The 20,668-nt window shown below is 76.1% G+C and carries 20 protein-coding genes; 2 read left to right on the top strand and 18 right to left on the bottom strand.

Translation table 11 applies throughout. The features are described from left to right. Window positions 1-96: 96 nt before the first annotated feature. The 7 genes from scpB to ACI79Y_RS16485 all read right to left on the bottom strand — a co-directional run bounded on the left by scpB (window position 97) and on the right by ACI79Y_RS16485 (window position 6,291). Window positions 97-1,014, bottom strand: coding sequence for an SMC-Scp complex subunit ScpB (scpB, locus tag ACI79Y_RS16455; RefSeq protein ID WP_457159522.1), 918 nt, complete (start codon window positions 1,012-1,014; stop codon window positions 97-99). Continuing rightward, entirely contained in the window at window positions 1,011-1,841 is an 831-nt protein-coding gene (locus ACI79Y_RS16460; RefSeq protein WP_457159523.1) for a segregation and condensation protein A, read from the bottom strand. The genes scpB and ACI79Y_RS16460 overlap by 4 nt, the downstream gene beginning before the upstream one ends. Before the next feature lie 102 nt (window positions 1,842-1,943). Next, window positions 1,944-2,474: a hypothetical protein gene (locus ACI79Y_RS16465; RefSeq protein ID WP_457159524.1), complete on the bottom strand. Its 531-nt coding sequence runs from the start codon at window positions 2,472-2,474 to the stop codon at window positions 1,944-1,946. Beyond that, window positions 2,471-3,391, bottom strand: coding sequence for a ParA family protein (locus ACI79Y_RS16470; protein WP_457159525.1), 921 nt, complete (start codon window positions 3,389-3,391; stop codon window positions 2,471-2,473). Before ACI79Y_RS16470 ends, ACI79Y_RS16465 begins: the two co-directional genes overlap by 4 nt. Before the next feature lie 216 nt (window positions 3,392-3,607). Beyond that, window positions 3,608-4,534 (bottom strand): site-specific tyrosine recombinase XerD, encoded by a 927-nt coding sequence (gene xerD / locus ACI79Y_RS16475; RefSeq protein WP_457159526.1) that lies wholly within the window; start codon window positions 4,532-4,534, stop codon window positions 3,608-3,610. A 38-nt stretch (window positions 4,535-4,572) separates the two neighbouring features. Then, window positions 4,573-5,688, bottom strand: a complete 1,116-nt coding sequence (gene ald, locus ACI79Y_RS16480; RefSeq protein WP_457159527.1) for an alanine dehydrogenase — start codon at window positions 5,686-5,688, stop codon at window positions 4,573-4,575. Window positions 5,689-5,832: 144 nt separating this feature from the next. Continuing rightward, a complete protein-coding gene (locus ACI79Y_RS16485) occupies window positions 5,833-6,291 on the bottom strand; it encodes a winged helix-turn-helix transcriptional regulator (protein ID WP_457159528.1) in 459 nt (152 codons plus the stop codon). 126 nt (window positions 6,292-6,417) lie between these two features. Here ACI79Y_RS16485 and ACI79Y_RS16490 point away from each other — a divergent pair, with 126 nt between their 5' ends. Further along, window positions 6,418-7,290, top strand: a complete 873-nt coding sequence (locus ACI79Y_RS16490; protein WP_457159529.1) for an aldo/keto reductase family oxidoreductase — start codon at window positions 6,418-6,420, stop codon at window positions 7,288-7,290. A gap of 9 nt (window positions 7,291-7,299) precedes the next feature. On the opposite strand, the gene ACI79Y_RS16495 is transcribed toward ACI79Y_RS16490, so the two are convergent. Next, window positions 7,300-7,839 (bottom strand): dihydrofolate reductase family protein, encoded by a 540-nt coding sequence (locus tag ACI79Y_RS16495; protein ID WP_457159530.1) that lies wholly within the window; start codon window positions 7,837-7,839, stop codon window positions 7,300-7,302. Next, complete coding sequence (locus ACI79Y_RS16500; protein ID WP_457159531.1) at window positions 7,836-8,765, bottom strand: helix-turn-helix domain-containing protein; 930 nt, start codon at window positions 8,763-8,765, stop codon at window positions 7,836-7,838. The genes ACI79Y_RS16495 and ACI79Y_RS16500 overlap by 4 nt, the downstream gene beginning before the upstream one ends. 160 nt (window positions 8,766-8,925) lie before the next feature. Here ACI79Y_RS16500 and ACI79Y_RS16505 point away from each other — a divergent pair, with 160 nt between their 5' ends. After that, on the top strand, window positions 8,926-9,570 hold the full coding sequence (locus ACI79Y_RS16505; RefSeq protein ID WP_457159532.1) for a hypothetical protein: 645 nt from the start codon (window positions 8,926-8,928) through the stop codon (window positions 9,568-9,570). Here the strand turns inward: ACI79Y_RS16505 and ACI79Y_RS16510 are convergent. The 9 genes from ACI79Y_RS16510 to steA all read right to left on the bottom strand — a co-directional run bounded on the left by ACI79Y_RS16510 (window position 9,555) and on the right by steA (window position 20,558). Continuing rightward, window positions 9,555-9,968 (bottom strand): GlcG/HbpS family heme-binding protein, encoded by a 414-nt coding sequence (locus tag ACI79Y_RS16510; protein ID WP_457159533.1) that lies wholly within the window; start codon window positions 9,966-9,968, stop codon window positions 9,555-9,557. The genes ACI79Y_RS16505 and ACI79Y_RS16510 overlap by 16 nt on opposite strands. Before the next feature lie 76 nt (window positions 9,969-10,044). Then, window positions 10,045-10,629 carry an NUDIX domain-containing protein gene (locus tag ACI79Y_RS16515; RefSeq protein WP_457159534.1) on the bottom strand — a complete coding sequence of 195 codons (585 nt, stop codon included), beginning with the start codon at window positions 10,627-10,629 and terminating at the stop codon, window positions 10,045-10,047. A gap of 85 nt (window positions 10,630-10,714) precedes the next feature. After that, window positions 10,715-12,451 carry a CTP synthase gene (locus tag ACI79Y_RS16520; RefSeq protein ID WP_457159535.1) on the bottom strand — a complete coding sequence of 579 codons (1,737 nt, stop codon included), beginning with the start codon at window positions 12,449-12,451 and terminating at the stop codon, window positions 10,715-10,717. Next, complete coding sequence (locus ACI79Y_RS16525) at window positions 12,435-14,798, bottom strand: hypothetical protein (RefSeq protein WP_457159536.1); 2,364 nt, start codon at window positions 14,796-14,798, stop codon at window positions 12,435-12,437. The genes ACI79Y_RS16520 and ACI79Y_RS16525 overlap by 17 nt, the downstream gene beginning before the upstream one ends. Next, window positions 14,795-15,955: a glycosyltransferase family 4 protein gene (locus ACI79Y_RS16530; protein WP_457159537.1), complete on the bottom strand. Its 1,161-nt coding sequence runs from the start codon at window positions 15,953-15,955 to the stop codon at window positions 14,795-14,797. The genes ACI79Y_RS16525 and ACI79Y_RS16530 overlap by 4 nt, the downstream gene beginning before the upstream one ends. Beyond that, entirely contained in the window at window positions 15,948-17,582 is a 1,635-nt protein-coding gene (gene murJ, locus ACI79Y_RS16535) for a murein biosynthesis integral membrane protein MurJ (protein WP_457159538.1), read from the bottom strand. Before murJ ends, ACI79Y_RS16530 begins: the two co-directional genes overlap by 8 nt. Further along, a complete protein-coding gene (locus ACI79Y_RS16540; protein ID WP_457159539.1) occupies window positions 17,579-18,427 on the bottom strand; it encodes a hypothetical protein in 849 nt (282 codons plus the stop codon). The genes murJ and ACI79Y_RS16540 overlap by 4 nt, the downstream gene beginning before the upstream one ends. Then, the gene (locus ACI79Y_RS16545) at window positions 18,424-19,377 is read right to left on the bottom strand and encodes a copper transporter (protein WP_457159540.1); all 954 of its coding nucleotides are present in this window, start codon (window positions 19,375-19,377) and stop codon (window positions 18,424-18,426) included. Before ACI79Y_RS16545 ends, ACI79Y_RS16540 begins: the two co-directional genes overlap by 4 nt. Then, window positions 19,374-20,558, bottom strand: coding sequence for a putative cytokinetic ring protein SteA (gene steA / locus ACI79Y_RS16550; RefSeq protein ID WP_457159541.1), 1,185 nt, complete (start codon window positions 20,556-20,558; stop codon window positions 19,374-19,376). Before steA ends, ACI79Y_RS16545 begins: the two co-directional genes overlap by 4 nt. Window positions 20,559-20,668 lie beyond the last annotated feature (110 nt).

Consider the following 20,668-nt stretch of genomic DNA (forward strand, 5'->3'; position numbering starts at 1 on the left):
CCCACCCTCGCGGTGGCAGACGAACCGGCCGACCGGCGGGCCCCGTGATCAGCGGTGCCGGCACGGCCCGCGCCGTCCAGCAGCCACGCAGGTCCCTCAGGCGTCCGGGTGCTCGGCGAGCACGGTGCGGGTCTCCGGGAGCAGCGGCGCCAGCGGCGGCAGCTCGTCGAGGCCGGTGAGGCCGAGCCGCTCCAGGAACAGCGGCGTGGTCACGTACAACCCTCCCCCGGTGTCGGGGTCCGAGCCGGCCTCCCGGATCAGCCCCCGGGTCACCAGGGTCCGGACGACGGCGTCGACGCCCACCCCGCGGATCGCCGAGACGCGCGCGCGGGTGACCGGCTGGCGGTAGGCGATCACCGCGAGCGTCTCCAGCGCCGCCTGGGTGAGCCTGCTGCGCTGCCCGCCCAGGAGGTGCCGCTCGACGACGGGGGCGTGCTCCTCGCGGGTGTAGAGCCGCCACCCCTCCCCCACCCGGCGCAGCACCACGCCGGCGCGCCGGGCGTCGTAACCGGCGGCCAGATCGGCCAGCTCCTGGCGCAGCCGCAGCACCGAGCAGCGCAGCGCGGCGGCCATCGCCCCCTCGTCCAGCGGGGCGTCCGCGACGAACAGCAGCGCCTCCAGCCCACCGCGCAGCGCGACGGCGTCCAGCGGCGGCTCGTCGGGTGCCGGCTCGGCGGCCGTCGGCTCCTCGACCGGGGCCTCCGGCTCGGGGACGACGACCAGCTCCACCGGCGGGGCGGCCGGGGCGCGCCCGAGCGGGGGCGCGGCGGGCCCGTCGGCGGATGGGCCGCTGTCCGGGAGGGAGCCCTCCGGCGAGCCGTCGGCGTCCTCGGGGGTGCCCAGGCCGGCGGCGAGCTCGGCGGCGATGGCGTCCCAGGCCGCGACCGGCGGGTCGTCGTCGTCCTGCCCGGCGGCGGCGAACTCGGCGGCGAGTGCGTCCCAGGAGAAGGCGGGGCGCTCCTCGGGCGGCTGGTCGCCGGTCTGCTGGTCCTCGGGCAGTTCGGGCCCGGTCACGCGTACTCCTCCACGCGCTCGTCGGCGTCGTCGTCGAGCCCCGGCAGCCGGCCGTCGACGAGCTGCGGTCCAGTCCACCGCACGTGCAGCTCCCCCAGCGGGACCACCTGGTCGAAGGTGACCAGCTGCTGGCGGTACAGCTCCAGCAGGGCGAGGAAGCGGGCCACCACCTCCAGGGTGTGCGCGCAGTCCCGGCTCAGGCCCCGGAAGGTCGCCGTCCCCGCCTCGGCCAGCCGAACCCGCACCAGGACCAGCTGCTCGGTCAGGCTCACCGCCGGCGCGTGCAGGTGGGAGACGCTGACCGTGGGCGGGGGCTTGGGGGTCAGCGCCTGCGCGGCGAGCGCGGCGAACTGCTCCGGGCCCACCCCCAGCAGCACCTCGGGCAACAGGTCGGCGAAGCGGGGCTCCAGGGCGGCGTCCCGGGGGAACCGGCGGGCCGCCTGCGCCTCCCGCTCGCGCAGGAACTCGGCGGCCTGCTTGTACGCCCGGTACTGCAGCAGCCGGGCGAACAGCAGGTCGCGCGCCTCCAGCAGCTCCAGGTCGTCCTCGTCCTCCACGTCGGCGGCCGGCAGCAACCGGGCGGCCTTGAGGTCCAGCAGGGTCGCGGCCACGACCAGGAACTCGCTGGCCTGGTCCAGGTCCAGCTCGTCGCCGAGGGCGCGCAGGTGGGCGATGAACTCGTCGGTGACCTTCGACAGCGCGATCTCGGTGACGTCGAGCTTGTGCTTGCCGATCAGCTGCAGCAGCAGGTCGAACGGGCCCTCGAAGTTGGTCAGCCGGACGGTGAACCGCCCGTCGGGGACCACCTCCGCCACCGTCGTCGTCACGCTCCGAGCCTAGATCGCCCGGAGGCGCTGGTCAGCCGCCCGACCACAGCAGTCCCGCCAGCCCCGGCCGGAACGCCCCACCTCGTCGGACGAACGGTCAGCTCACTTGCGGAGGCGGCGGACCAGGACGGAGTCCTCGCCGTGCAGCTCGTAGTCCGACAGCAGGACCGCGATCGCCTCACGGACGATCCGCCCCCGGTCGGCCACCACGCCGTGCTGGCCGCGGAGCGTGAGCCGGGCCGACTCCAGCGCCAGCAGCTCCTCGGCCGAGCAGTAGACGGTGATCTTCTCCTCGTGCCGGGTGCGCCCGCGGTCGGCGCGCTGCCGGCTCGCGGCCTTCGGGGCCGGCGCGGGCAGCGCAGCGCGGTGGCCGGCGAGCTCGTCGACGACGATCCGCGGCGCACCCCCCGCCACGTCGGGCACCAGGGTCAGCGGCGCCGCGCCGGGCGGCGGCGGCGCGGTCTGCGGCTCGGCGGCCGGCCGGGCGGGCTCGGCCTTGGCGCCGCGCAGGGCCGGGGACGACTGCGCGGCGGCGAGGGTCGGCAGCTCGGTGACCGGCGCCGACGGCGCGGCCGGTGCGTCGGTGCGGCGGAACAGCTCGCTCGCTCCGGGGAGGACGGGTCGCCGCGTCACAGTGCGATGACCTCCTTGGCCAGGTCGCGGTAGGCCGCGGCGCCGGAGGACGTGGGCGCCCAGGTGGTGATCGGCTGCCCGGCGACGGTCGTCTCCGGGAACCGCACGGTGCGGCCGATGACGGTCTGGAAGACGGTGTCACCGAAGGCCTCGACCACGCGGCTGAACACCTCGCGGCAGTGCACGGTCCGCGTGTCGTACATCGTGGCGAGGATCCCGGAGACCTCCAGCGCCGGGTTGAGCCGCTCCTTGACCTTGTCGATGGTGTCGACCAGCAGGGCGACGCCGCGCAGCGAGAAGAACTCGCACTCCAGCGGGATGATCACGCCGTGCGCGGCGGTCAGCGCGTTGACCGTCAGCAGGCCCAGCGAGGGCTGGCAGTCGATGAGCACGTAGTCGTACTCGGCGCGGATCGGGCCGAGCACCCGCATCAGGGTCTGCTCGCGGGCGACCTCGCTGACCAGCTGCACCTCGGCGGCGGACAGGTCGATGTTGCTGGGCACCAGGTCCAGGCCGGGCACGCCGGTGGCCACCCGCACGTCGGCCAGCGTCGTGGCCGGCTCCATCAGGGCGTTGTAGATCGTGCGGTCCAGCTGCTGCGCGGGGATGCCCAGGCCGACCGACAGCGCGCCCTGCGGGTCCAGGTCGACCAGCAGCACCTTGCGCCCGGCCTCGGTGAGGGCGGCACCGAGGTTGATGGTCGACGTCGTCTTGCCGACGCCGCCCTTCTGGTTGCACATCGCGATGATCCGCGCCGGCCCGTGCTGCGTGAGCGGCTTGGGGTCGGGCAGCTTGCGCTGCCGCGCCTTCGCCGGGTCGATCCGGCTGGCCGGCGCCCCCATCTCGGCATCGCCGGCCGGGGCCCCGCCGTACGGGAGCGCGACCGCGCGCCCCGCCGCCTCGGCTCGTGTCGACATGGTGTGCGCCCTCTTCCCTCGCTGGTGCCGGCCGGCGGCGTGCGCCGGCCCCGGACCCGCGACCACCGGACGGTGGCCGCGCCGGGAGACCTCGCGGCACGGCGGGGGGAAGCCTCCGCACCGATCTCCCACCGGTGATCTCGGCAGCCCGGGAGGGGGACGTGACCGGCTGGCGGTCGAGTTGTCGACAAATCTGCCGACGGGCTGCGCGGCTGGTCAGCGCAGCGCGCGGGGGTGGCTGGTGGCGTAGACCTCGCGCAGCCGGTCGACGGTGACCAGCGTGTACACCTGCGTGGTGGTCACCGAGGCGTGCCCGAGCAGCTCCTGCACGACCCGGACGTCGGCGCCGCCGTCGAGCAGGTGGGTGGCGAAGGAGTGCCGCAGCGTGTGCGGGGACAGCTCGGCGGAGATCCCCGCCCGCTCGGCGGCGTCGCGCAGGATCGACCAGGCGCTCTGCCGGGACAGCGGCCCGCCGCGGGCGTTGAGGAACAGCGTTCCCCCGCGCGCTCCCGGCCGGCTCTTCTCCGCCAGCGCCGGCCGCGCGCGCACCAGGTACTCCTCGACGGCCCGGACGGCGTAGCTGCCCACCGGGACGACGCGCTCCTTGCCGCCCTTGCCGGCCAGCCGGACGGCGGCCCTGCTGGGGTCGCTGCCCAGGTCCAGGTCGTCGACGGCCAGCCCGACCGCCTCGGAGATCCGGGCACCGGTGCCGTACAACAGCTCCAGCAGTGCCCGGTCGCGCAGCCCGCGGGGGCCCTCCACGGACCCGGCGGCGGTCAGCAGCGCCTCGATCTCCTCGACCGGGATCGCCTTGGGCAGCCGGCGGGCCGGGGCCGGCGGGCGCACCTCCGCCGCGACGTCGTCGGGCACCAGCCCGTCGAGCAGCGCGAAGCGGTGCAGCCCCCGGACGGCGACCACCGCGCGCGCCGCCGACGTCGCCGACAGCGGCGGGTGGTCCTCATCGCCGGTGCGCAGCGCCACCAGGAACGCCGCGACGTCGGACTCGCCCACCTCCCCGAGACCGCGCACGCCGGTGGCCGCCAGGAACTCGGCGTACCGGCGCAGGTCGCGGCGGTAGGAGGCGATGGTGTTGGCGGCCAGGCCGCGCTCGACCGTCAGGTGGTCCAGGTACCCGGTGACCACCCGCTGCACGTCGGGGCCGGCCCCGGTCCGCGCGGCCGTCAGGACAGCACCTCCGCCAGCGGCTCCCACGGCAGCCCGTGCGCCGCGGCCACCCCCTCGTGCACCAGCCGGCCAGCGGCGACGTTGACCCCGCGGGCCAGCGCCGGGTCCGCCGTCACCGCCCCGTCGGTGCCCCGGGAGGCGAGGGCGAGCACGTGGGGCAGCGTGACGTTGGTCAGGGCGTAGGTGGAGGTGTGCGGCACCGCGCCGGGCATGTTGGCCACGCAGTAGAAGACCGAGTCGGCCACGCCGAACGTCGGGTCGTCGTGCGTGGTCGGCCGGGTGGACTCGAAGCACCCGCCCTGGTCGACGGCGATGTCCACCAGCACCGACCCCGGCTTCATCCGGCCGACCAGCTCGTCGGTGACCAGCGTGGGGGCCTTGGCGCCGGGCACCAGGACCGCGCCGATCACGAGGTCGGCCTCCAGCACCGCCCGCTCGACCTCCAGGGCGTTGGAGGCGACCGTCTGCAGGTGCCCGCGGTAGAGCCGGTCGGCGGCGCGGAGCTTCTCCAGGTCGCGGTCGAGCACGGTGACCTGCGCCTGCATGCCCAGTGCGATCGTGGCCGCGTTCATCCCGGAGACCCCGGCGCCGAGGACGACGACCTTCGCCGCGTGCACCCCGGACGCGCCGCCCAGCAGCACCCCGCGCCCGCCCTGCGCGCGCTCCAGGGTGTGCGCCCCGACCTGCGGCGCCATCCGGCCGGCGACCTCCGACATCGGGGCGAGCAGCGGCAGGGCCCCGCCGTCGGTCTGCACCGTCTCGTAGGCGATGGCGGTGGTGCCGGCAGCGAGCAGCGCGTCGGTGCAGGCCCGGGAGGCGGCCAGGTGCAGGTAGGTGAAGAGGGTCTGCTCGGCGCGCAGCCGGCCGTACTCCTCCGCGACCGGCTCCTTCACCTTGAGCAGCAGGTCGGCGTCGGCCCAGACGTCGTCGGCGGTGGGGACGATCCGGGCGCCGGCCGCGGTGAAGTCGGCGTCCGGGATCGACGACCCGGCCCCCGCGTCGTGCTCGACGAGCACCTCGTGCCCGGCGGCGACCAGCTCGGTGACGCCCGACGGCGTCAGGGCGACCCGGTACTCGCGGTTCTTGACCTCTCGGGCGACTCCGACCCGCATCTGCTCCGACCCCCGGTCCCGGCGTCAGCCACCGGGGTGTCGGTGGTGCCACCGCATTCTGGGCGGGCCCGGTCGGGGCGCGCCTCCCGGCGGAGTCTAGGCACGGCCGGTGCGCCAGGTGTGTCAACGGCCACCCTCGGCCGGTCAGCGGCCTCGGCTCGGGCCGACCCGGGCGTCGTAGGCGGCGCGCTCGGCGAGCACCTCGTCCATGTGCTGCTGGGCCCAGACCTTGAGCCCGCGGATCGTCCCGTACAGCGACAGTCCGAGGTCGGTCAGCTCGTAGGTGACGGTGACCGGCACCGTCGGTGTCACGGTGCGGGTGAGCAACCCGTCCCGCTCCAGGGAGCGCAGCGTCTGGGTGAGCATCTTCTGGCTGACCCCGGCCAGCTGACGGGACAGCTCGGAGTACCGCATCGCCCGCGGCTCACCGCTGCACGGGCCACCCTCCTGGTGCGGGCCACCGCTGCCGAGCGCGGCGAGGACCAGCATGACCCACTTCTCGGAGATCCGGTCGAGCAGCTGGCGGCCGGCGCAGGCCGCCAGGAACGCCTCGTACTCCACCTTGTCCTGCGCCCGCCGCTGGGCCGCCGTCGTCGTCGCCACGGACCGCTCCTCCCACCCCTGGGTGACCTACGCACTTCCAGGTGCCTGCTTCCCGCCGAGGGGTTCCCGCACCACCCTCTCCAGAGGAACGACCGGACACCACCCACTCATCCGAGAAGGCAGGACATGGACACGCTCTCCCCTCCGCTCCCCGGCGGCAGCCGGACGCTGGGCGACCTGACCGTCACCCGGTTCGGCTACGGCGCGATGCAGCTCGCCGGCCCCGGGGTCATGGGCCCGCCCGCCGACCACGACGGCGCACTCGCCGTCCTCCGCGAGGCCGTCGCGCTCGGCATCACCCACGTCGACACCAGTGCCGCCTACGGACCGCGGGTCACCAACGAGCTGATCCGCGAGGCGCTGCACCCCTACCCGGAGTCGCTGCACGTCGCCACCAAGGTCGGTGCGACCCGGGACTCCGCCGGCGGCTGGCCCCCGGCACGGCAGCCGGAGGACATCCGCGGTCAGGTGCAGGAGAACCTCGAGACCCTCGGCCTGGAGGTGCTCGACCTGGTGTACCTGCGGCTGGGCGACGCCGAAGGGCCCGTCGCCGGTTCGCTCGCCGAGCCGTTCGAGACGTTGGCCGAGCTCCAACAGCAGGGCCTGGTCCGGCACCTCGGGGTGAGCAACGCGACGCCCGCGCAGGTCGCCGAGGCCCGGTCGATCGCGCCGATCGTCTGCGTGCAGAACAGGTACAACCTCGCCACCCGGCAGGACGACGGACTGATCGACGACCTGGCCGCCGCCGGCATCGCCTACGTGCCGTTCTTCCCGCTCGGCGGGTTCACCCCGCTCCAGTCGACGGCGCTGTCCGCGGTGGCCGACCGGCTGGGCGCCACCCCCATGTCGGTGGCCCTCGCCTGGCTGCTGCAGCGCTCGCCGAACGTCCTGCTGATCCCCGGTACCTCGTCGATGGCGCACCTGCGGGAGAACGTCGCCGGCGCCGGGCTCCGGCTCGGCGCCGAGGACCTGGCCGAGCTGGACCGGATCGGCCGCTGACCGACCGGGTCAGGCACCGGCCGGGCTGGGCAGCACCGCGTACCGCACGCAGACGAACTCGCCGTTGCGGGCGCACTCGCGCACCACCAGCTCCACGCGCCGGGGCAGCAGCGGGGCCCCGCCGCCCAGGGTGACCGGCGCGACGGACACTGCGACCTCGTCGAGCAGGCCGCGGTCGGCGAACTGCCCGGCCAGGTCCCCGCCGCCGACGATCCACACGTCGCGCCCGGCCGCGGCCGCCGTCATCGCCGCGTGCACCCGCGCCGGGTCGTCGGCGGTGAACCGCACGTCCGCTCCGGGTGGGGCCGCCAGGTCGCGATGGGTGAACACCCAGGCTGGCCGCTCCGGCAGCCAGTCGGGGTCGTGGCGGCGCACCCACTCCCACGTCGTCGCGCCCATGGCGATGGCGCCGACCCCGGCGATGAACGCGGGGTAGCCCATCGGCCCGTCCTCGTCACTCTCCCGGCTCAGCAGCCAGTCCAGCGAGTGGTCGGCGGTGGCGATGAACCCGTCCAGGGAGGTGGCGGTGTGGTACACGGTGCGGGTCACGGGGCCCTCCTGCTCAGCCAGTCGATCGGGTCGCCCGCGTCGACCGGCACACCGGCCGCGCGGAGCCAGTGGCGCGCCAGCAGCCGCCGGTGCGCGCCGAAGGTCAGCACGTGGGCGACGACGCTGCCCAGCACGAACGTCTCGGGCGGGTCGCAGAGCGCGTCGACGAGCCGGTCTCCCCAGGCGCCGCGGCGGGAGACGTCGCGCACGAAGGCCAGCCAGCGGGGCGCGGCGGCGTCGTGCCGGGCGAGCAGGGCGGCGGGGCCGTCGCTGCCGCGGGCCGGGTGATCGGCCCCCTCGACCGAGGCGAGCCAGACCTCCGTCGTCCGCACAAGGTGCTCGAGGACGGCGGCGAGGGACTCCTCCGGGCCGTCCCAGGGCAGCACCTGCAGATCGGCGGCGCGCGGACGCCGGTACTCGTCGTCCGGCAGCTCCCGGGCGGTCTCCAGCAGCGACCGGGTGTCGTCCAGGGCGTGGTGCACCAGCAGGGCGGTGACCTCGTCCCCGCCGCGGGCACCGGGCTCACCGGCCACCCACAGCGAGGTCGGCGGGTGGAAGTGGATGCCGTTGGGCGCGGGGAGCCAGTGGTGGTCGCGGGTGGGCGCCGGTGCCTGCTGCCCCGGGGAGCGGCCGTAGGCCCGGACGAACGCGCGGCTGAACCCCTCCACCGACTCGTACCCGGCAGCGAACGCGACGTCGGTGACCCGCCGGCCCTGCTGCAGCTGCCAGGCCGCCCGCTCCAGCTCCACCCGCCGGCGCAGCGCCACCGGCGACTCCCCGGCACCCCGGGCCACCTGGCGGCTGAAGTGCCACGGGGAGGCGAAGGCGTCCCCGGCCATCTCGGTGAGCGTGCGGTTGCCCTCGTCCAGCACCGCGTCCAGCAGCTCGCGCAGCCGGTCACGCCCGGCCCGCACGTCCTCGGTCATGCCCGCAGTCTCCCGAGCGGGCGGGCTCTCCGGCCCGACCGTTCTTGCTCGGTCCTGGATCGCCGCGCGCAGCCGCGTGCCGCACGATGCCCAGGACCCACGTTCCACCGGACCCACGTTCCACCGGACCCACGTCGCACCGTCCCCCCGGAGCCGCCCGATGCGCCTGTACGCCGACCGCCCCGACCGCCGGGCCCGCCAGGTGGCCGGCGACCTCGGCCTGCTGCTCTGGGCGGTGCTGTGGGTGCTGGTCGCCCGGACGGTGCACGGCGCCGTGCTGACCCTGGCCGAGCCGGGGAAGGCGGTGGCCGGCCTGGGCCGTGAACTGTCCGGGACGATGGAGTCCGCCGCCGGCGCGGCCGACGAGCTCCCGATGGTCGGCGACGAGCTGTCCGGGCCGCTCGAGGCGCTCGGCCGGGCAGGCGCGTCGGTGACCGGCGCCGGCCAGGCCACCTCGGACGCGGTGCACACCCTGGCCGCGGTGCTGGCGGTGGTCCTCGTGGTGCTCCCGGTGGGCTGGCTGGTGGCCCGCCGGCTCCCGGCGCGGTTGCGCTGGGCGCGGGAGGCCGGCGCGACCGGACGGTTGCTGGCGGCCGGCGGGGTGGAGCCGGCCGACCTGGAGCTGCTCGCCGCACGCGCGATGGCGACCGCACCGCTGCCGGACCTGGCCCGCCTGCCGTTGGGCACCGGCGCCCGCTGGCGGGCGGGTGACCCGGCCGCGGTGCGCGACCTGGCCGCGCTCGAGCTGCGCCGGCTGGGCCTGGAGCCGCTCCCGGACGCCCGGGCGGATCAGCCCACCGTGTAGCCGCACGCGGCGACCGCGGCCGCGCAGACCGCCTCGTCCTGCGCGCCGCTGCCGCCGGCCGCGCCGATCGCGCCGACCAGGGCGCCGTCGGCGTGCACCGGGACCGCACCGGTCTGCGGGGTGTACCGGCCACCGGTCATGGCGGTCAGCGCCGAGACGAAGTTGGGCATCGTCTGCATCCGGGTCTTCTGCACGTCACTGGGCACCCGGAAGGCGACCGACGTCCAGGCCTTGCCCTGCGCCACCTCCGGGGTGATCCAGGGCGCGCCGTCCATCCGGGCCACGGCCACCACGTGGCCACCGGGATCGGTCACCGCGAACGACATCGGCACGCCGATGCCCTCGGCCTCCGCCCGGGCGGCGGCGAGCAGTTCCAGGGCCTGGTCCAGGGTCAGCACGGCTCCAGCCTGTCCCGGCGGCCGGGCTCCGGGCAAGCCCGCGGCCCCGCCGGACGGGCGGGGCCGCGGCTGGACGTCAGGCGCCGTCGAGCGGGCGCAACCGGGGTCGGGTCGCGCGGGCCTGCGCCGCGGCCAGCAGGCCGACCACGGCGGCCGCGTTGCGGATCGTCCCGTCGAACACCTGCTGCACGGCCTCGCCCAGCGGCACCCGCTCGACCGTCATGTCCAGCTCCTCGTGCTCCACGGTGAAGCCCTCGGGCCGATCGACGTCCGAGAGCCCCTCGGCCAGGTAGACGACCACCTGCTCGTCGCAGAAGCCCGGTGAGGAGAAGTGGGTGGTGAGCAGCGACCAGCGCTCGGCGGCCAGCTGCACCTCCTCGGCCAGCTCCCGGCGGGCGGTCTCCACCGGCGGCTCGCCGTCGACGTCGCGCAGCCCCGCCGGCAGCTCCCACAGGTGCTGCCCCACCGGGTGGCGGTACTGGCGCAGCAGCACCACCCGGTCGTCGTCGTCGACCGCGACGACCGCCACCGCACCCGGGTGCCGGACGACCTCGCGGACGCTGTCCCCGCCACCGGGCATCGCCACGGTGTCCTTGCGCAGCGAGATCACCCGGCCGGCGTAGACCTCCTCGCTGGCGAGCACCTCGTACTCGTGGCTCATCGCTCGGCTCCCGACTCGTTCCGCTGCTCGATCGCTGGCGCTCCCTGCGATGCTCGCTCGCCCGTCGCCTTCGTGGGGACGCTCATCAGATGCCCACCGGCTCGTCCTCGGGCACCGGCAGCCGCGCGGAGTCCTGGAAACTCGCCGCTGCCTGCACGAACGCGGCGAACAGCGGGTGCGGCCGGGTGGGGCGGCTCTTCAGCTCCGGGTGGGCCTGGGTGCCGACGAAGAAGGGGTGCACGTCGGCGGGCAGCTCGGCGAACTCCACCAGCGTCCCGTCCGGCGAGGTGCCGGAGAAGACCAGGCCGGCCTCGCTGAGCCGGTCCCGGTAGGCGTTGGCCACCTCGTAGCGGTGGCGGTGCCGCTCAGTGATCTCCGTCGACCCGTAGGCGGCGGCCACGACCGAGCCCTTCTGCAGCGCGGCCGGGTAGCTGCCCAGCCGCATCGTGCCGCCCATGTCCCCGCGCCCGGCGACGACGTCGAGCTGGGTGGCCATCGTGGAGATGACCGGGTCGGAGGTGCCCGGGTCGAACTCGGTGGAGTTCGCGCCGGCGATCCCGGCCAGGTTGCGGGCGGTCTCGATCACCATGCACTGCAGGCCCAGGCACAGCCCCAGCGTCGGGATGCCGTTGACCCGGGCGTGCCGGATCGCGCCGAACATGCCCTCGATGCCGCGCACCCCGAAGCCACCGGGGATGCACACGCCGTCGACGCCGGCGAGCGCCGCCGCGGCGCCCTCCTCGGTCTCGCAGTCGTCGGAGGGGACCCAGCGGATCTCCACCCGCGACCGGTGGGCGAAGCCGCCGGCCCGCAGCGCCTCGGTGACCGACAGGTAGGCGTCGGGCAGGTCGATGTACTTGCCGACCAGGGCGATGGTCACCGTCTGCTTCGGCTGGTGCACGCGGTCGAGCAGGTCGCCCCAGACGGTCCAGTCGACGTCCCGGAACGGCAGCCCGAGCCGGCGGACGACGTAGGCGTCCAGGCCCTCCCGGTGCAGCACCTTCGGGATGTCGTAGATGGACGGCGCGTCGGGGCAGGAGATGACGCCCTCGGCCTCGACGTCGCACATCAGGCTGATCTTCCGCTTGATGCCCTCCCCGACCTCCCGGTCGGACCGGCAGACCAGCGCGTCGGGCTGGATGCCGATGCTGCGCAGCGAGGCCACCGAGTGCTGGGTGGGCTTGGTCTTCTGCTCCCCCGAGGGCGCGATGTAGGGCACCAGGGAGATGTGCAGGAAGAAGCAGTTGTCCCGGCCGATCTCGTGCCGCACCTGGCGGGCTGCCTCGAGGAAGGGCAGCGACTCGATGTCGCCGACCGTGCCGCCGACCTCGGTGATGACCACGTCGACCCGCTCGGAGGTCTCCGCCACGGCCATGATGCGCGACTTGATCTCGTTGGTGATGTGCGGGATGACCTGCACGGTGTCGCCCAGGTACTCCCCGCGCCGCTCCTTGGCGATGACGTCGGAGTAGACCTGCCCGGTGGTCACGTTGGCCCGCCCGGTGAGGTCGGTGTCCAGGAAGCGCTCGTAGTGGCCGATGTCCAGGTCGGTCTCGGCGCCGTCCTCGGTGACGAACACCTCGCCGTGCTGGAAGGGGTTCATCGTCCCCGGGTCCACGTTGAGGTAGGGGTCCAGCTTCTGCATCGTCACCCGCAGGCCGCGGGCGGACAGCAGTGCACCCAGCGAGCTGGCCGTGAGGCCCTTGCCCAGCGAGGAGACCACGCCGCCGGTGACGAAGATGAACTTCGTCGGCTGCGAGTTGGGGAGAAGGGGCCCCCGCCGGTTGTCGGGAGAGTTGCCGTGCTCAGCCAGTCGACCCACGGACGCCCACGCTAACACGCGGGTCCCCGTCCCCCGGCTCCCCTCCCGGGTCGGCGTCAGCGGGGCCGGGCGCCGCCCCGTGCGGCGCCTGGGTGCCGGCGGCCAGCCAGATCAGCAGCGGCACCAGCAGGGCGGCCGCGGTGGCGGGCAGGGCGACCCCGCTGTCGTTGACCAGCGCCCCGACGGTCAGGCTCAGCGCCACCGCGGTCAGCCCGGCCCGCAGCACCCGCAGCTGGGTGCCGGTGAGCCCGCCCGGCCGCCGTCCGGGGCCGCTGCGCAGCAGGCCGCCGGGCCGCAGCAGCCAGCCGGCGGCGACCGCGGCGACCAGCAGCGTCCACGACAGCGGGCTGCCGGTGAGGATCGCCAGGTTGGCCGACGCCTTGCGCCCGACCACCGTCCACGCCTCGCCGTCGACGAGCTGCCCGACGAACCGGCCCAGGTGGCTGCGGTCGTCGGGCGGGCCCGTCCAGTCCAGCACCGCGACCGTCCCGACGACGACGACGGCGGCGGCGAGGACCGCGGCCAACCGGACCACGGTCACCCGGATCCGGGCCAGCAGCATGCCCAGCACCACGAATCCCGGCACCGCGGCGAGGACCCCGCCGAAGTCGCGGCCCAGCCCGGGCGCGCCGACCAGCACGACGGAGACGACGCCGGCGACCAGCACCGGCAGCAGCCAGCGGATCCGGGACGGGGCGGCCGCGCGGCGGGCCCACCACGCCGCGGCGCCGGCGGTCAGCAGCAGGGCGCTGACCGCGAACAGCCCGAAGGTCAGGTTGCCGTACCCGGTGAACCGACCGGCGACGATCGCGTCGTACCCGAGCAGCCCGTTGAGCTCCAGCGGCGAGCCGGCCAGCACGTCGGCGACCAGCGTGACCAGGGTGACGGCGAGGACCACGGCAGGTGGTCCCAGGCGCCGGCGCCGCCACGGTCCGGCGGCCGCGACCCCGCCGACGGCGAGCGCGGCGGCGACGACGGCCAGCGCGAGGGTGACCCGCGGCTGGGCCGTCCGCTCCCAGGGGACGACGCCGGCCAGGTAGGTGGCCACCGGCACCGACGCGACGACCAGCGCGGCGACCCGCAGCGCACCCCGGGCCCGGCCGCGCACGTCCCGGCGGGGGTGGCGCGGCCCCAGCACCAGCAGCGCGGCCGCCAGCAGCGCGCCGTTGAGCGCGACCAGGGTCCAGAAGAAGGTGCCGGTGCTGCGGTGGTGCACCACCGCGCGGGTGTTGGCGTGCTCCAGCGCGGTGACCGCCTCGGCCAGCGGCGGGCGTGCACCGGCCACCCGCATCGGCTGCCCGTTCATCGTCGACGGCCGTTCGGCACCCAGCGCCCGCAGCACCGTGGGGGCGACGTCGATCAGTTGGGTGAACGGCGCCCGGCCGGTGCTCGCCGAGCTGAGCCAGCCGGGCTCGAAACCGGGCCCGGAGACGATGCCGACGTGCAGCTGCGGCCGGCCGTCGTTGACCTCGGAGACCCCCTGCAGGACCAGCAGGGTCTCCCCCGGCAGCCCGGCCACGGCGTCCCGCAGCACCCCGACGGCGGCGTCGGCCTGCCGGACCGCCCACGGCCGGGCGTCGGCCCGGGTGCCGGTCTCGGTCTCCTGCTGGCTGGAGCTGCCCGCGTCGGTGAGGTTGTCCAGGGCCACCAGCGTCAGCGGGCACTCGTCGAGCAGCGCGGCCACCTCGGCCGGGTCGTCGGGCAGCCGGTCGACGACGGTGAACCGGCTGTCGGGCCCCGCAACCGCCAGGGACGCGGCCCGCCCGACGGCGGTGCTGCACCCGACCGCGTCACCCAGGGCCCCGGGCCGGGCGCCGAAGCGTGCGGTGGCCGCGTCCTGGGCCACCCGCTCGACGGTGCGGCGGGGCTCCTCCAGGCCGACCTCTGCGACCTGCTCCTCCAGGCCGCAGAAGGACAGGGAGGTGTCGACCGGCGGGGCCGCCGGGGCGGCCGGCTCGGCGGCGTCCCCGTCGCCCTCCTCGGGCACCGGGGCACTGGGCAGCGGCAACGGCGGGATCGGCTCGACCGGACCGGGGTACCGCGCGCGGTTGCCCGCGCCCAGGGTCGCCCAGCCGTCGAGCAGGCAGGTGGTGGACCGGGCGGCGCGGACCGAGACCGCCGAGATCCCGGATCCCTCGGCCAGCGACCACAGCTGGGGCGTCGTCTCGGGGTCCAGGTCCGACCACAGCAGGCCGGCCACCCCGATCACCAGCACCCGGTCGGCCCGCCACTGGTCGGCGGCCGCGCCGTCCGCGGCCGCCGCCGTCCCGGCGGTCCCGGCGAGCAGACCCGCCAGCACCGCGAGCAGCAGCGGCAGCACGGCGACCGCCCGGGCCACCCGGGTCACCGGCGCGGCCCGGTGGGCGGGCCGAGCAGCTCCCGGTAGAGCGCGACCAGCTGGGCTGCGGTCGCCGCCTCGTCGGGCCAGGTCGCCGCCTGACGTGGCCCGGCCGCGCCCAGCCGGGCGGTCCGCGCCGGGTCGGTGAGCACCCGGGTGACGGCCTCGGCCAGCGCACCGGCGTCACCCACCGGCACCAGCTCGGCTGCGTCGCCCACCAGCTCGGGGATGCCGCCCACGCGGGAGGCGACCAGCGGGGTGCCGGCGCGCAGCGCCTCCTGCGCGGTCAGCGAGCGGGCTTCCCAGACAGAGGGCAGCACGCAGACGTCCGCGGCGCCCAGCAGGTCGGCGACGTCGGTGCGGCGGCCCAGCAGGGTGACCGGCAGCTGCTCGGCGCGGATCCGGGCGGCGAGCTCGTCGTGCAGCGGGCCGTCGCCGGCGATCGCCACCAGCGGAGCCGGCTGCAGCCCCGGATCGGCGATCCAGCGGGCCACGGCGTCCAGCAGGACGTCGTAGCCCTTCTGCGGGTGCAGTCGGCCGACGGCGACCACCAGCGGCCGGCTGTCGTCGTCCAGGCCCACCTCCCGGCGGACCTCCGGCCGGGGGCGCTGCGGCGGCGCCAGCGGGGGCGCGGCCACCGGGGCGACCCGGACGTCGCGGGCGCCGAGGCGGCGGGCGTTCTCGGCGAGGTCGCCGGAGGCGGCCAGCACGACGTCGGCGCCGCGGATGGTCGCCCGCTCGGCGACCTGGAGCACCCGCCGGCGCAGCCCGCCCCCTTCGGGCAGGGCGTTGTGCAGGGTGACCACGAGCGGGCGGCGCCGCTGCCCGGCCAGCCGGCGGGCCGCCGCGGCGACCAGCCCGGCCCGCAGGCCGTGGGCGTGCAGCAGGTCGGCGCCGGCGGCCGCGCCCCGCAGCGCCAGCACGGCGCGCAGGTCGGCGGCCGGGTCCAGACCGGCGGAGATGCCGACCGGGCGGAAGTCGGCGCCGGCGGCGGTGAAGCCGAACAACTCCTCGGTGGCCTGCGGGCCGCACACCCGCACGGACGCACCGGCCCGCCCCAGCGGGCCCAGCAGGGAGCGCAGGTGGGTGCCGACGCCACCGGTGCTGGTGGCGAGGACCTCGGCGATCCGCCGGTCGGCCAGCGGGGGCTCCTGCGGGTCAGCCATGGGTCACCTCCTGCCGTACCGGTCCGCGCAGCCCGGCCACAGCCGCGAGCAGCGGCCGCCGGGCGGTGCCCATCATGACCGCAGCGGCCACCACCAGCACGACCGCACCGGCGACCACGCCGGTGCCCAGCGCCGCGGGGACACCGGCGGGCACCGGGTCGGCGCCCAGCAGGCGCGCGGTGTGCAGCCCCGCGGCCCCGCCGACCACGGCGGCGGCGACGGCCGCTCCCCCGGCCCGCACCACGCCCTCCAGTGCCCCGGCCCCGGCCACCCGGCCGGTGACCACCAGCAGCGCCAGCCCGGCCACGCTCACCCCCACGGTGTGCCCCGCGGCCAGCGCGAGCGCCCGGTCACCCGACGGCAGGGCAGCCGAGAGGACCAGGTCGGCAGCCACGGCGACCAGCCACCCGCCGGCCACGCAGACGGTCGGCGCCCGCCAGAGGCCGCGGGCGTACAGCGCCCGGGACAGCAGCGCGACCAGGCCGTAGCCGAGCAGCCCCGGGGCGAAGGCGACGATCGCCGGCTGCAGCGCGAGCGCGTCGCCGCTGTCGTCCCCCGAGGCGAGGAACAGCCGGGCCATCGGGCCGGAGATCGCGACCAGCCCGGCCGCGGCGACCGCCGACCCGACGAGGACGAGCACCGCGGCCGGTGCCAGCGCCCGGCGGTACGCCGGCTCGTCGCCCCGCTCGGCGGCCTCGCTGAGCCCGGGGTAGACGGAGGTGGCCAGCGGCACCGCGACCGCCGCCCACGGCAGGAGGAACAGCGTCAGCCCCGCGAAGTAGACGACCAGCGTGCCGTTCGGGGCGTCGGTGGTGTTGGCCAGCCGGATCGCGACCACCGCGACCAGCTGCTGCCCGGCCAGGGTCAGCACCCCGGCCACCGCCAGCCGGCGCACCCGCGGCGCGGCGCCGACGGGGAAGCGCAGCGACGGGCGCAGCCGCAGCCCCAGCGCCCGCAGCGGCACCAGCAGCGACAGGCTCAGCGCCACCACCCCGAGCGTGGTCCCGACGCCGAGGACCAGCTCGGCCGCCGTGGACAGGGTGTCGACGTCCCGGCTTCCCCCGAGGGCGGCGAAGAGCAGATAGGCCCCGGCGACGACGACGGAGCTCAGCAGCGGCGCGACCGCCGGCCCGGTGAACCGCCGGTGCGCCTGCAGCACGCCGGTGAGCACCACCGCGATGCCGTAGAGGACGACCTGGGGGGCGAAGACGAGCAGGAAGCGGGCCGCGAGATCGACCTTCGCGGGGTCGCCGGCGTCCCCGCCCAGCAGCAGGGCCGCGATCGGGTGGGCGAGCACCGCCAGCAGCACCGCCAGCGGCACCAGCAGCAGCAGCGTCCAGCCCAGCAGCGCCGAGGCCGTCCGGCGCACCTGCTCCCGGTCGCCGGCCGCGATCCCGCCGGCCAGCATCGGGACCACCAGGCTGGCCAGCGCGCCGCCGGCCACGACCTCGAAGACGATGTTGGGCACGTTGTTGGCGGCCTGGTAGGTGTCGCCGGTGGAGTCCGCGCCCACCGCGTTGGTGAACACCACCGTGCGGCCGAAGCCGGCCGTCCGTGCCAGCAGGGTCAGCGCCGAGATCAGCAGCGCCGCCCCGGCCACCCCCGAGGCGACCCGCCGGGCGCTCACGCCCGTCGGCGGCCGAGCCGGTCCAGCTCGCGCAGCCCCGGAGTGGCCTCGATGACGCGGGTGAAGCTGATCCGCTCGCTGGCCAGGGTCAGCGCGGCGATGCCGGTGAGCAGGCCGGCGCGCGCCGGGCGACCGGGCAGTGCGGCCAGGCGCAGCCCGAGCAGCGCACCGACGGCGTTGGCGCCGCAGTCACCGAGCATGACCCGCTCGCCGAGGTCGGCCGGCAGCACCCCGAGGGTGGCACCCAGCGGGCCGGCGACGAGCCCCCCGGCGGGCCCACCGGCGGTGGCCGAGGCGAGCAGCACGGCGGCCTTGCCGGCACGGCCGGGCCGCAGGTCGAGCAGGTTGACCAGGTTCGCCGTCCCGGCGACCAGACCGGTGGTGAGGACGCCGTCGACGAGAGCACCGGCGCCGGTACCGCGGCGGGTCAGCACCGCGGCCACCGCGGCGGCCGCGCCGATCCCGGCGACCTTCACCGCGCCGGCCGAGACCCGGCCGGCGCGCAGCGCCGCCAGGTGACCGGTCAGGCCCTTGTCCCGCGCCTGTTCCGGGCGAGCGCCGGCGAGGTCGTCGTAGCCGCCGACCAGCCCCGCCGCCGCACCGACGACGAGCGCGGCGGCCCGCTGCCCGGCCGGGGCACCGGCCGCGCTGGTGGTGGTCGCCGCGGCGGCCAGCACCGGTCCGCCGAGCAGCGTCACCGGCCGCCCCGCGTAGTTGGTGCGCCGCCAGCGGTCCCCGGCCGGGCGAGCGGTGAGCGCCGCGGCGCCGGCCAGCCCGGCGCGGGCGGCGAGCGCACCGGCGGCTGTCAGGGCCAGGGTCCGGCGGTGCTGACCACGAGGGCTCATGAGACCGGCGCCGGCACCGGCTGGGCGTCCTCGCCGCTCCCGTACCGCCCCGAGGTGCCCGCACCCTCGGCGACCAGGGCGAGCACGGTGCTGATCCGGCCGGCCGGCGCGGTGACGTTGTCGACGGTGGAGACGTTGTCGCTGGCCCCGGCGTCGGCCCGGACGGCGGCGACCAGTCCGCCGTCCTGGGCGGCGGCCGAGTCCCCGGCGACGACGGCACCGGACCCCTGGGCATCCAGGGCGGTCGCCAGGTCCACCAGCGCCGCGGCGCGCGCCTCGGCGTCCTCCCCCTCGATGCCACCGGAGGTGAGGACCACCGCGTAGTCGGCCGGGCTCACCGAACTGGTCTCCCGGCTCAGGACCTCGAGCTCCTCCAGGCCGGCGAGGAGCTGCGAGGTGGCGGCGGTGTCCGGCGCCACCCCGGGGCCCTCGATGCCCGGGCTGGGCACCATCAGGACCTGCGCCAGCACCGAGGCCACGAGCTCGCCGGTGTCGCCGGTCTCCGGGGGCAGCACCCCGGCCGGCAGCCCGGGGCCGCTGACGTAGCTCTGCAGGCTGCTGGCGGTGGCCGGGTCGGCGTAGGCGTCGGTGAGCCGGATCGTGCCGGTGACCGTCGCGCCGGCGGTGCCCAGCAACGCGGTGACTCCCTCGACGACCTCGGGCTCGACCTCGCCGCCGGTGACCACCAGCAGCACGCTTCGCCCGCTCAGCCGGTCGGCCACCAGGACGGGGCCGACGGCCTCGTCGAAGCCGCCGTCCTCGTCGAGCTGGGCCTGCAGCTCCCGGGTCTGGTCCTCCAGGGCCCTCTTGTCCTCCTGCAGCTGGCTGACCTGGTTCTGCAGGTTCGTCAGCACGGGCCCGTTGAGCTGGGTGGTGCCGATGACGATGCCCAGCGCCACGGCCAGGAAGACCGCGATCAGCGAGACCAGGTGGTAGCGGAAGTCGATCACGAGAAGAGGTTCTCCAACCAGAACGTGAAGCTGTCCCATTGGTCGATGAGCAGGTCCAGGTACACCCGGCCGGCGGTCGAGACGGCCAGCGCCGCCGCGATCGACGCCAGCGCGGCGAGGACCAGCAGGGTGAGGGCGAGGGTGGAGATCCGGCTGCGGTAGAGCCGGCTCACCCCCTTCGCGTCGACGAGCTTGCCGCCCAGGCGCAACCGGGTGAGGAAGGTGGATGCCATGCCGCCGCGGCCCTTGTCCAGGAACTCCACCAGCGTGGCGTGCGTGCCGACGGCGACGATGAGCGAGGCACCCTTCTCGTCGGCCAGCAGCATCGCGATGTCCTCGCTGGTGGCCGACGCCGGGAAGGTGATCGCCTCGACCCCGAGGTCCAGCACCCGCTGCAGCCCGGGAGCGCGCCCGTCGGCGTAGGCGTGCACCACGACCTCGGCACCGCAGCGCAGGACGTCGTCGCTGACCGAGTCCATGTCACCGATGATCATGTCCGGTTGGTAGCCGGCCTCGCGGATGGCGTCGGCGCCGCCGTCGACGCCGATGAGCACCGGCCGGTAGTCGCGGATGTAGGACCGCAGCGCCGCCAGGTCCTCCTTGTAGTCGTACCCGCGGACGACGACGAGTGCGTGCCGGCCCTCGATCCGGGTCGTGACGTCGGGCACCCCCACGCCGTCGAGCAGCAGCGCGCGCTCGCGCTTCATGTACTCCATCGTGTTGGCGGCGAACGCCTCGAGCTGGGTGGACAGCCCCGCCCGGGCCTCGGCCATCGCCGCGTCGACCGTCTCCTGGGTCTGCTCGACGCCCTCGGCGACGACGGTCTCCCCGACATAGAGCCGGTTGCCCTCGACCCGGACCTCCGTGCCCTCCTTGAGGGTCTCGAAGACCTCCTTGCCGACGCCGTCGATCAGCGGGATGCCCGCCTCCACCAGGATCCCGGGACCGAGGTTGGGGTAGCGGCCGGTGGTGCTGGGCGCGGCGTTGACCACCGCGGCGACCTTGGCGGCGACCAGCGAGTCGGCGCTCACCCGGTCCACGTCGGCGTGGTCGATGACGGCGACCTCGCCGGGACGCAGCCGCTTGGTGAGGTTCTTGGTCCGCCGGTCCAGCCGGACGGTGCCGGCCACGCCGGGTCCCGTCGAGGACGCCCGTCCGCGCCGCAGGGTGCCGATGCGCATCCCCCGATGCTCCCACGGGCCGTCGGGACCCGAGGCCCGACGCGCAAGGGTGACGGGTCGATCACCGTTGGTGAACGCCACGGGGTCGAGCGCGACACGCCGACGATCGC

This window comes from Modestobacter sp. SYSU DS0875 (assembly GCF_054050915.1).

What these genes read in the sequence shown, in the direction of transcription:
- ACI79Y_RS16470 (WP_457159525.1), bottom strand. Translation starts at nt 3,391, where the DNA reads ATGTCGACACGAGCCGAGGCGGCGGGGCGCGCGGTCGCGCTCCCGTAC.
- ald (WP_457159527.1), bottom strand. Translation starts at nt 5,688, where the DNA reads ATGCGGGTCGGAGTCGCCCGAGAGGTCAAGAACCGCGAGTACCGGGTC.
- ACI79Y_RS16490 (WP_457159529.1), top strand. Translation starts at nt 6,418, where the DNA reads ATGGACACGCTCTCCCCTCCGCTCCCCGGCGGCAGCCGGACGCTGGGC.
- ACI79Y_RS16500 (WP_457159531.1), bottom strand. Translation starts at nt 8,765, where the DNA reads ATGACCGAGGACGTGCGGGCCGGGCGTGACCGGCTGCGCGAGCTGCTG.
- ACI79Y_RS16505 (WP_457159532.1), top strand. Translation starts at nt 8,926, where the DNA reads ATGCGCCTGTACGCCGACCGCCCCGACCGCCGGGCCCGCCAGGTGGCC.
- ACI79Y_RS16515 (WP_457159534.1), bottom strand. Translation starts at nt 10,629, where the DNA reads ATGAGCCACGAGTACGAGGTGCTCGCCAGCGAGGAGGTCTACGCCGGC.
- ACI79Y_RS16530 (WP_457159537.1), bottom strand. Translation starts at nt 15,955, where the DNA reads ATGGCTGACCCGCAGGAGCCCCCGCTGGCCGACCGGCGGATCGCCGAG.
- ACI79Y_RS16540 (WP_457159539.1), bottom strand. Translation starts at nt 18,427, where the DNA reads ATGAGCCCTCGTGGTCAGCACCGCCGGACCCTGGCCCTGACAGCCGCC.
- steA (WP_457159541.1), bottom strand. Translation starts at nt 20,558, where the DNA reads ATGCGCATCGGCACCCTGCGGCGCGGACGGGCGTCCTCGACGGGACCC.